The 9,163-nt window shown below is 69.5% G+C and carries 13 protein-coding genes; 10 read left to right on the top strand and 3 right to left on the bottom strand.

The window, feature by feature from the left end; translation table 11 throughout:
- The first annotated feature begins 194 nt into the window (after positions 1 to 194).
- Positions 195 to 317 (top strand): hypothetical protein, encoded by a 123-nt coding sequence (locus tag ACFZB3_RS09145; RefSeq protein WP_391372016.1) that lies wholly within the window; start codon positions 195 to 197, stop codon positions 315 to 317.
- A 101-nt stretch (positions 318 to 418) separates the two neighbouring features.
- Here ACFZB3_RS09145 and ACFZB3_RS09140 read toward each other — a convergent pair whose 3' ends face one another.
- Positions 419 to 1,573, bottom strand: coding sequence for an MFS transporter (locus ACFZB3_RS09140; protein WP_391372104.1), 1,155 nt, complete (start codon positions 1,571 to 1,573; stop codon positions 419 to 421).
- Positions 1,574 to 2,016: 443 nt separating this feature from the next.
- Entirely contained in the window at positions 2,017 to 2,601 is a 585-nt protein-coding gene (locus ACFZB3_RS09135) for a TetR family transcriptional regulator (RefSeq protein ID WP_391372013.1), read from the bottom strand.
- A 115-nt stretch (positions 2,602 to 2,716) separates the two neighbouring features.
- On the opposite strand from ACFZB3_RS09135, the gene ACFZB3_RS09130 reads away from it, so the two are divergent.
- The 9 genes from ACFZB3_RS09130 to ACFZB3_RS09090 all read left to right on the top strand — a co-directional run bounded on the left by ACFZB3_RS09130 (position 2,717) and on the right by ACFZB3_RS09090 (position 7,675).
- Positions 2,717 to 3,730 carry a zinc-binding dehydrogenase gene (locus tag ACFZB3_RS09130; RefSeq protein WP_391372010.1) on the top strand — a complete coding sequence of 338 codons (1,014 nt, stop codon included), beginning with the start codon at positions 2,717 to 2,719 and terminating at the stop codon, positions 3,728 to 3,730.
- A gap of 424 nt (positions 3,731 to 4,154) precedes the next feature.
- The gene (locus ACFZB3_RS09125; RefSeq protein WP_391372007.1) at positions 4,155 to 4,529 is read left to right on the top strand and encodes a hypothetical protein; all 375 of its coding nucleotides are present in this window, start codon (positions 4,155 to 4,157) and stop codon (positions 4,527 to 4,529) included.
- A gap of 196 nt (positions 4,530 to 4,725) precedes the next feature.
- Complete coding sequence (locus ACFZB3_RS09120) at positions 4,726 to 5,091, top strand: helix-turn-helix transcriptional regulator (RefSeq protein WP_093497714.1); 366 nt, start codon at positions 4,726 to 4,728, stop codon at positions 5,089 to 5,091.
- 348 nt (positions 5,092 to 5,439) lie between these two features.
- Complete coding sequence (locus ACFZB3_RS09115; protein WP_391372003.1) at positions 5,440 to 5,622, top strand: hypothetical protein; 183 nt, start codon at positions 5,440 to 5,442, stop codon at positions 5,620 to 5,622.
- 5 nt (positions 5,623 to 5,627) lie between these two features.
- Complete coding sequence (locus tag ACFZB3_RS09110; protein WP_391372000.1) at positions 5,628 to 5,966, top strand: metalloregulator ArsR/SmtB family transcription factor; 339 nt, start codon at positions 5,628 to 5,630, stop codon at positions 5,964 to 5,966.
- Between the two features lie 71 nt (positions 5,967 to 6,037).
- On the top strand, positions 6,038 to 6,442 hold the full coding sequence (locus ACFZB3_RS09105) for an ATP-binding protein (RefSeq protein ID WP_391371997.1): 405 nt from the start codon (positions 6,038 to 6,040) through the stop codon (positions 6,440 to 6,442).
- A 32-nt stretch (positions 6,443 to 6,474) separates the two neighbouring features.
- On the top strand, positions 6,475 to 6,660 hold the full coding sequence (locus ACFZB3_RS09100; protein ID WP_391371994.1) for a DUF6126 family protein: 186 nt from the start codon (positions 6,475 to 6,477) through the stop codon (positions 6,658 to 6,660).
- A gap of 252 nt (positions 6,661 to 6,912) precedes the next feature.
- The gene (locus ACFZB3_RS09095) at positions 6,913 to 7,416 is read left to right on the top strand and encodes a DUF834 domain-containing protein (RefSeq protein WP_391371991.1); all 504 of its coding nucleotides are present in this window, start codon (positions 6,913 to 6,915) and stop codon (positions 7,414 to 7,416) included.
- A 136-nt stretch (positions 7,417 to 7,552) separates the two neighbouring features.
- Complete coding sequence (locus ACFZB3_RS09090) at positions 7,553 to 7,675, top strand: hypothetical protein (RefSeq protein ID WP_391371989.1); 123 nt, start codon at positions 7,553 to 7,555, stop codon at positions 7,673 to 7,675.
- 4 nt (positions 7,676 to 7,679) lie between these two features.
- On the opposite strand, the gene ACFZB3_RS09085 is transcribed toward ACFZB3_RS09090, so the two are convergent.
- Positions 7,680 to 9,161 carry an NADH-quinone oxidoreductase subunit C gene (locus ACFZB3_RS09085; RefSeq protein ID WP_391371986.1) on the bottom strand — a complete coding sequence of 494 codons (1,482 nt, stop codon included), beginning with the start codon at positions 9,159 to 9,161 and terminating at the stop codon, positions 7,680 to 7,682.
- Positions 9,162 to 9,163 lie beyond the last annotated feature (2 nt).

Below are 9,163 nucleotides of genomic sequence, written 5' to 3'. Positions count from 1 at the left end.
TGGTGCTGGTCATGAGGGGGTGGTTCTCCTGTCGTGCCCTCTCAGGCTAACCCGACAAAGCGGGATGTCTCACCCGAGGCTGACAGAGAGGGGGCGGCGAGACCACCGAGGTCGCCTACCGGATCGAGCCTCATGCGGCAGGAGCGCGCTTCACCTACGACCACACAGGCTTCACAGGAACCGGCGGGTTCTTCATGGCCCAGATCCTGGGCCGCGTCCGGCGCAAGATGCTGCGCGTCGGTTTGCCGGCGGTCCTCGACGACATCGACGAAGCAGGCAGGCTCCGCCCCGGCAGCCGCCTCGGGCACCAGGCCTGACCGCCAGCCTGTGCCGCCCCCTGACTCGACATCTCCCTCCTGTCTTCGCAGGTCAGACGAGCGTCGAGCGTTACTGGCTGGGAGACGTAAGGTCGGTCTCGTCAACGCAGGTCGTCAGCCGCGCACCGGCCGCGGGAGCCCAGAAGCAGGCTGCGAGGTAGCAGCCGACCCCCGAGCAGTACTGCGCAGGCACCGACGGTCAGCAGCCCGCCGACGAGGAAGGCGCCTCGCACCCCGGCGAGCGGTAGGACCAGTGCCCCGAGTGCGGCGCCGGCCGCAATGCCGGCGTTGTAGGCGCCGGAGTTGGCCGCGAGGGCGATATCCGTGCGGCCCGGCGCGCAGTGCAGCATCTCGTTCTGGGCGACCATGAACACCGGCCCGAGCGCGCCGCCCATCAGGATCAGGAACATCACCGCTGTCACCGGGTGAGCGCCGACCGAGTACAGGCCGAGCATGCCCACTGCCTGCGTGGTCACGGCCGTGAGCAGTGTCAGCTGCGGGAATCGGTCCAGCAACGCCCCTGTGATGGTCACCCCGGCCAGACAGGCGACGCCGAAGACCACGAGCAGGGCACTGACCGTGCTCGGCGAGAACCGGCTCACGTTGCCCAGGAACTTCACGATGTAGGTGTATCCCGCGAACGCCCCGGTGGCGGACAGGGTCCCGGCAGCCAGCACCGTCGCGAACCGCCGCACGTCGGGACTGGCCGCGTAGGCCGCGGGCTCTTCTTCCGGGCGCGAGGTCGGCAGCAGAGCGGCGATCGTCACCAGAGAGACGAGCCCCAGAGCCGCCGGCATGGCGACGGGTACCTGCCAGTCACTCTGTCGGCCCAGCCAGGTCCCGGCAGGAACGCCGAGTACGAGGGCGAGCGAACCGGCGACGGACAGGGCCGCGACCACACGTCCGCGGACCTCGTGTGTGAACAGGCCCACCGCGACTGGCCCCATCACGGCCCAGAACAGCGCCTGGGCGAGCGCGGTCAACAGCCGTGCCGCAAGGAGCAACCAGTAGGAGGTGGCCAGTGCCGCAACGACACTGGACAGGACCAGCGCGGTCAGTAGTCCTGTGAGCACGTGACGTCGAGGCATAGTCCTTGTGACGTGGGCAAGAGGCAGAGACGCCAGAGCCACTGTCACGCCGTAGCCGGTGACCAGGAGGCCGACCTCTGACACTGACACCCGAAGGCTTCCGGAGATGAGTTCCAGCAGGCCGACCGGCAGGTTCTCCGCCGTGTTGAACGTGAAGGCGGCCAGCATCAGGGCCAAGAGCACCGCCGACCTGTGCCATGGAGCCGGCTGCCGCGTGAACTCATGGACCCTGCCCGCCGTCGTCCGTTGCTCCTGTTCAGCGGCCACGTCCATGGAACTACCTCACCGGGCACGCCGCTCCCGCCGCAACCGAATTCATCTGCGACAGCGGCGCTCAAATGATCAAGTGCGGCTTTCAAAGAGGGTTTTGTCCGGCGAACTTGTTTGGTCCGAGGTTCAGGTGTCGCGTCGGTTCGCAGCAGGTCATGACCGAGCCTCGCTGGCACCGGGAAGAGCGCCCTCGACGACGCCCGTAACACCTGGCCCACCGCGACGCCGAGTGGACCGAAGCCGGTGTCCGGCCCCGGCTGCCGGCCCGCTGGTCCGGCGTGGACCATCTGGCGGGCCTGACCTCCAGGTGCCCCACGTCTGTCTACAGACGGTCGGCGGTTTCACCCCTCGTGGTGCGCGCTCTTGTCCTGGTTGTCGCCTGTCCGCGCCAGAGTGGCGCTTGCGACAACGTCGAAAAGGTGGCCGGCGCGGTGCGCGAGCGCGGGTTGATCACCGGCCCAGGCAAGCATGGCAATCAGCGCGAACAGGTCGTCGCCATCGATGTCGCTCCGCGCCACACCTGCGTTCTGAGCCCGGGTCAGCAGCCGGGCACCGGCCGCGCGCAGCGTGGCGCACGAAGCATGCAGTGCGGATTCGGCGTCGTCGATGGCGGCCGCCATGAGCACCGTCACCCCGCGGTACTCGGTTGTCCACGCAACGCAGTCGCGGACCCACGAGACGAGAGCGTCTCCGACCGCGTTCGACAGCTCCAGCTCACTCGCCCTGGCCGTCAGCTCGTCGAAACTCGTGTGGAGCAGAGCCTCCAGCAGCGCCTCGCGCGTCGGGAAGTGCCGCAGCAGCGTCGCGAGCCCGACATCGGCCCGGCGCGCGACGTCGCGCATCGACACGTCGATGCCGTGCTCGGCCACGGCGGTGCCCGCCACGGCGAGCAGGTGGTCGCGATTCCTCTTGGCGTCGGCCCGCATCGGTCCCCTCGTTTGACTAAACGGTTCACTGATCCATATATTCGGATCAGTGCTCCACTTATATGGATCGCTGATCCGGAAAAGCGTATCCCGCGATGCGGGCAGGAGGAGAACGATGCCGACCCAGACGATGAGGGCGATCCGGCTGCACGAGTTCGGCGGCCCCGAGGTGTTGCGTCACGAGGAGGTGGCGGTTCCCGAACCGGCGCCGGGCGAGGTACTCGTCCGCGTGCACGCGGTCGGTCTCAACCCGCCCGACTGGTACGTGCGCGAGGGCATGCCCGGCATCCCTCCCGAGTTCAGGCCCCCGTTCGACCTGCCCCTGATTCCGGGGACCGACATCTCCGGCGTCGTGGAAGCCACCGCCGCCGACGTCCATGGCTTCACGGCCGGGGACGAGGTGGTCGGCCTGCTGCGCTTCCCCGTCGTGATGCAGAGCGGTGCGTATGCCGAGTACGTCACCGCACCGGCGGCCGACCTCGCCCACAAGCCGACCACCGCCGACCATGCGCACGCCGCCGGACTGCCCATGTCGGGGCTGACGGCCTGGCAGTACCTGATCGAGGTCGGGCACGATCACCCCTCCCCGTTCCAGGAGGACAGGCACCGCCCCGCGGCACTGAACAGCAACACCACGGTGCTCGTCAACGGCGCCGCCGGCGGCGTAGGCCACCTCGCCGTGCAGCTGGCCAAGTGGAAGGGCGCCCACGTCATCGCCGTGGCCTCCGGCACCCACGAGACCTTCCTGCGTGAGCTCGGAGCCGACGAGTTCATCGACTACACCAAGGAACGCCCCGAGGACACCGTCCGGGACATCGACCTGGTCCTGGACGCCGTCGGAGGCCCCACCAGCCGACGATTCCTGCCCACCCTCAGGCGCGGCGGCGCCCTCTACCCGGTGTACTTCGGGGAGTTCGACGAGGAGGAGAACGCGAGACTGGGTGTCACCGTCACCGGCACGCAGGTACGCGCGAACGGCGCGCAACTCGCCGAGCTGGGGCGCCTGCTCGACGCGGGGACGGTCCGCGTCGCGATCGACAGCACGTTCGCGCTCGCCGACGCCCAGGCCGCTCACGAGCGCGCCGCTCAGGGGCACATCCGGGGCAAGATCGTGCTCACGGTTGCCTAGAGGGTGTTTTCCCATCCCAGGACACGACGATCCGCCGTCCGACCACGAACGGCAACGGCGCACGGCATCACCAGCTCACCGCAGAAGAGCCACACCCAATCGAGACCACCAGCGCGCTCGGCACATGGAACACGCGCTGCCACGCCGTCCCGTACCGCTCCCAGCGGCCCGGCCTCACCGATAGCGGCCGCGACTGGGCGAACAGCCCCTGCGCAGTGCGGGATCCTGGGATGAGCCTCAACTCGGTCCTCTCCAGGACCAGTTTCCATCGCTCGAACGGACCGGGAGCGCAGGGCTTCGGTCATCATGCGTCAGACGCGGAGACGCCGTCCCGACACCGCGTGCCCCGCCCTACGGTCCGTGTATCGGACGGGACGTGACAGCCGGTCCCGTCGCAACCGACACCTGCAGGGGAGGCGCCACTATGGCGACCGTGGAAGTATCGCTGAAGGAAATGATGGCCGGGGTGGAGGGGTCACTGGGAGCCGCAGTCGTCGACTACACCAGCGGTATGGCCCTCGGGACACTGGGCGGCGGCAAGGGCCTCGACATGACGATCGCCGCGGCCGGGAACACGGACGTCATCCGGGCCAAGGTACGCACGATGGACGAGTTGGGCCTCAAGAGCCGGATCGAGGACATCCTCATCACCCTCGACAGGCAATATCACCTCATCCGCCTGATCGCCGGCCGCAGCGGGAACGGCCTGTTCCTCTATCTGGTGCTCGACAAGGAGCGCTCGAACCTGGCCATGGCCCGTCACCAACTCAAGCGCGTAGAGCAGCAGTTGGAGGTCTAGAGCAGGTCCAGAGTGCGGGACTTCGTGCGCCCATGATGTGAAGACTTCTTCAAGTGACCACATCAGCATGATCCCAACTCATGTCTGCACACGACCCCGGATGGCAACGATCGGCCGTACAGGGCCAGTGCGGCGGTGTCGCAAGGCGCCGCCGCACCGCGGCGCCACCACCCGTCCCGGCAGAGAGCGAGCGGTCATGCAAGTCCCCCTCTACCAGGCCAAGGCGGACTTCTTCCGCATGCTCGGGCACCCGGTCCGGATCAGGGTCCTGGAACTGCTCCAGCACGGGCCCGTCCCGGTACGGGATCTGCTCGCCGACATCGAGATCGAGCCGTCCAGCCTCTCCCAGCAACTGGCCGTCCTGCGCCGGTCCGGCATCGTGGTCTCCACCCGGGAGGGCTCCACCGTCCGCTACGCACTGGCCGGCGGAGACGTCGCCGAACTCCTGCGCGCGGCCCGCCGTATCCTCACCGAACTCCTCGACGGACAGAACGTCCTCCTCGCCGAACTGCGCCAGGCCGACGCCTCCGCCCCGCCGATGTCCACGAGCAGCCGCGGCTGACCGGTGTTGCACACATGGCCGGCGGGCCGGCGGGACCCGGCCGCGCGCCGGCCGGTCCGCAGCCCTGCCTCGGCGGCCGCGCAAGCACCACCGTGGACGCGCCGGCACTGCTCACACGTTCGGAACCACCCGGTTGGAGCAGATTCACCGAAGAACGCGAGTCGTCCGCCGGTGCGCCTGCGGGGCCGAACGGCGCGAGTTCCGCCTCGGCGGACAGCCGGCAGTCGTCTGAATCCTGCAGTGCCCTCGTGAGACGGGTCGGCTGTGGCTCGCTCGGCCTATAATTGAAGAGTTCTTCAATTGGCTAGTTGCATTGACAGGCAGATGATCTACGGTGCGGAGGTCGGGGTGGACACAGTCGTTGAGGCGTTGCTGGCGCGGGTGCGGGCGGCACGGGCCGCTCTGGCGGCCGCCCGGGAGGCCGAGGACCCCTATGCCGTCGCGGTGGCGCAGGACGAGCTGGATGACGCGGTGAGGTTCGCCCGCCGGCACGGGCTCGACGTCGGGGCGACAGAACCGGACGAGGGGTGATCGGGATGCCGGTACCGCTGTACGAGGCGAAGGCGGAGTTCTTCCGGATGCTCGGGCATCCGGTGCGGATCAGGGTGCTGGAGCTGCTTCAGGACGGGCCGAAGCCGGTGCGCGACCTGCTGGCCGCCATCGAGATCGAGCCGTCGAACCTGTCACAGCAGCTGGCGGTGTTGCGCCGCTCCGGGATCGTCACCGCCACCCGTAACGGCTCCACCGTTGTGTACGAGCTGGCGGGCGGGGACGTGGCCGACCTGCTGGCCGCGGCACGCCGGATCCTGTCCGTGCTGCTGGCGGGCCAGCAGGAGCTGCTGGAAGAGCTGCGTTCGACGGACGCAGCCCGGTGAAGGGCGGGTACTCGTTCCGTCCGTGGCGCAGACACCAGCCCGCGGGGGCGACGGAGCACGGGCCGTCGCCGGTGCGATGGCACATCGTCTCGGTCCCGGTGGGGCCGGAGGCGGTGCGGGTGGCCCGTGAGGCGGTGGCCGGCCGATTCCGTGAGGTGGGTGTCGCGCCGGGCTCCGCGTTCGCCGACGCGGTGCTGCTGGTGGTCAGCGAGCTGGTCGTGAACGTGCTGCGCCACGCACCCGGGTCTCCGGTCGCGGACGTGGGGATAACGGTCGAGGCAGGGCATCTGGTCGTCAGCGTCGCTGACGCCGATCCGTGCCTGCCCGACCTCGAACCGTGTGCGATGGGTGCTGGACTGCAACTGGTGACCGAGCTCGCCGGCGAGTACGACGGCGACGTCAGCGCGGCCCCGGCCATCGACCATGACGGCAAGGTGCTCCTCGTCACGTTCCGTGTGCCGTCGCAGGTCAGGTGAACGTGGTTGTCGCAGGAGACGGAGAAGAGAACGTGAGTGATGCAGCCGAGGCGGCCGAGCAGCCGGCGGACACGACGCGCAAGAAGAAGGACAAGGACCGCGAGTGGCAGATCGAGCGCGGTGTCGCGATCCGGGCGGGCTTCTACATCTTCGGTACCCATCTGTTCGCCGGGTTCGTGTGGCTGCTCTTCTACCTCGGCGAACACGCCCCCAAGTAATCACGGCACCAGGGTGCCGGGCACCCCGAGACACGCCGCATCGTCCTCCGGCCTGGGACCGAACGGCCCTGTGCAACCGCTGGGGCATCGGTGAGGCTGTGGACCGGCCCGGCCGGTGGACGGCCGATTCCCTGCCGCGGGCGGCTGTCCCATATGCCTTCTCCTCGGCGGACCACCCTGGGCACGACTTGAAGATTTCTTCCATTGCCGTTGCTGTGAGCGATATGGATGAGGGAGAAGGGACTGCCGAGGTTGATTGCTGTTGTGGGGCATGAGGATCTCGCGCCCTGGACCCTGGCCCTGCTGGAGGAAGAGCTGTGCGCGCGACTGGCCCGGTGTGCCGAGGCCGGGCGGACGGGCCTGGTCCGGGTCGGGCAGGGCCTGCCGGTGGCGTTCGGACGAGCCGCGAAACAGGCCGGTCTGGCGCTGGTGACCGTGGTGCCCACGCTGCATCGGGTGCCCGCGCTGCTGCGGGAGCGGGACCGGCGGGCGGCCGGGGAGTTGCTGCTGCTGTCCGAGCAGGTACGGCTGCTTGAGTACGACCCGGCGGACCGAGACGCCTGTGTGCGTGCCGACGAGCGGCTGCTGCGGGCCTGCGCCCGGGTCCTGGCGATCTGGGACGGTAGCGCATCCAACGGCCATGACACCACCGCTCACCTGGTGGCCTATGCGCGCAGCCACGGCATCGACGTCGAGGTGCTGTGGCCCGACGGTGCCGAGCGGGTACGGGACAGAGCGGGAGACGATCCGTCATGACGGCCGGTGCACCGCCGAGCGCCCGCATGGTTGAGCCGGGCCGGGAGGAGGCACTGGAACTGCTGGCCGAGGCCCCGCTGGGACGCGGTGTTCCCCCACCGGGCTGCTGGCGGCGATCCGCCCGGTCGACCATCTCGTGGAGCCGCATGGCGACGTCGTCATCCGCACGCACACCGGCGCCGCCAGCCCCGTCACCGATCCGGCAGAGTCGGCCCGCTACCTGACGCCGCTCACGCCCTGGGGCGACGCGGGTTCCTGACCGGTCACAGGTCGTTACCCGCGTAGGACAGGTTGAAGCTCTTGTTGGTCAGCGGGAAGTCCGGGACGATCGTGTCGCTCAGGGCGACCGGCAGGGCGGGCCAGTTGAAGAAGGACGGGTCGACGGGCTTTACCCGGGTGAGAGTGCCGTCGGCGGTGAGTTCGACGCGGGTGGCGATGGTGCCGCGCCAGCCCTCGACCAGTCCCACGCCGGTTCCGGGGCCGGCGCCGGGCAGCGGGCGGGGTGCCAGCACGGCGGCGGGGGCGTGGAGTCCGTCGGTGAAGTGCTCGACCAGGGCGAGTGAGACCTCGATCTCCTGGGCGCGGACGAGGAAGCGGGCCAGGACGTCGCCGGTGACGTGGACGGGGACGTCGAGTTGTGGACCGTAGGGGGTGAAGGGGTGTGCCACGCGGGCGTCGTCGGCGATGCCGCTGGCGCGCGCGACGTAGCCGAGGCAGCCGATCTCACGGGCGGCGGGTGTGGGCAGGACAGCGGTGGCGGTGAAGCGGTCGCGGACCGTGGAGTGGCCGAGGGCGAGGTCGGTGATCTCGCGGATGTCCTCGCGGATCGTGTTCAGCCGGGCCGGATCGGGCAGGGTGCGCAGGACTGCGCCGCCCGGGAGGACGCCGCCGCGCAGCAGCCGGTGTCCGGTGACGTCCTTGTTGAGGCGCAGGAGGTGTTCGCGGATGCGCTGAGCCTGGGCGTTGAGGATGCCGTGCCCGACGTCGTTGCAGAGCATGCCGAGATCGGCGACGTGGTTGTGGATGCGCTCCAGTTCGAGCAGAAGGGCGCGGGCTCGCCGTGCTTGTTCCGGGACCTCGGCGCCAGTGGCCTCTTCGACGGCCAGGCAGTACGCGAGAGCATGGCCGACGGCCGTGTCGCCGCTGATGCGCTCGGCGAGCGGGAGGCCGGCGGCCGTCGAGCGGCCCTGGAAGAGTTTCTCGATGCCTTTGTGGACGAACCAGAGGCGGGCCTTGAGCTTGAGGATGGTTTCGCCGACCACGGAGAACCGGAAGTGGCCGGGTTCGATCAGTCCAGCGTGAACCGGGCCGACGGGGATCTCGTAGACGCCGTCGCCCTCGACTTCCAGGAACGGGTAGGGGCCTTCCTGTTCACCGAAGGCCGGCGGTGGTCCGGCGTCGGGGCGCATGGGATACCAGCCGCGCGGCCAGTGGAAGTGACGGACGAGGCGGCGGGGCAGGGGGTGGTCCTCGGGGACGATGCCGAACAGGTCACGCATCTCGCGTTCGAACCGGCCTGCGGGGAAGGAGAGAGGGGCGAGTGAGGGGACCTCGGGCCGGCCGGGGGCGAGGCGGACGTGGAGCTCGGTCCGTGTGTCGGGGAGGCCTGACGCGAACAGGTACACCACCCGCGGTCCGCCCTCGTCGTGGTGGGCGGCGACCAGGGCGAGCCGGTGGCCTGCGTCGAGCAGCTCTTGTGCGCGCCGCGGCAGGTCCGTGGCTTCGATCTCGTGGATGCTGCGCAACG

Origin of the sequence: Streptomyces sp. NPDC008092 (genome assembly GCF_042957285.1) — a bacterium.
Taxonomy (GTDB): Bacteria; Actinomycetota; Actinomycetes; order Streptomycetales; family Streptomycetaceae; genus Streptomyces.
The sequence above is the reverse complement of the archived record's forward strand: the minus strand, read 5'-3'. Positions and strand labels throughout refer to the sequence as shown.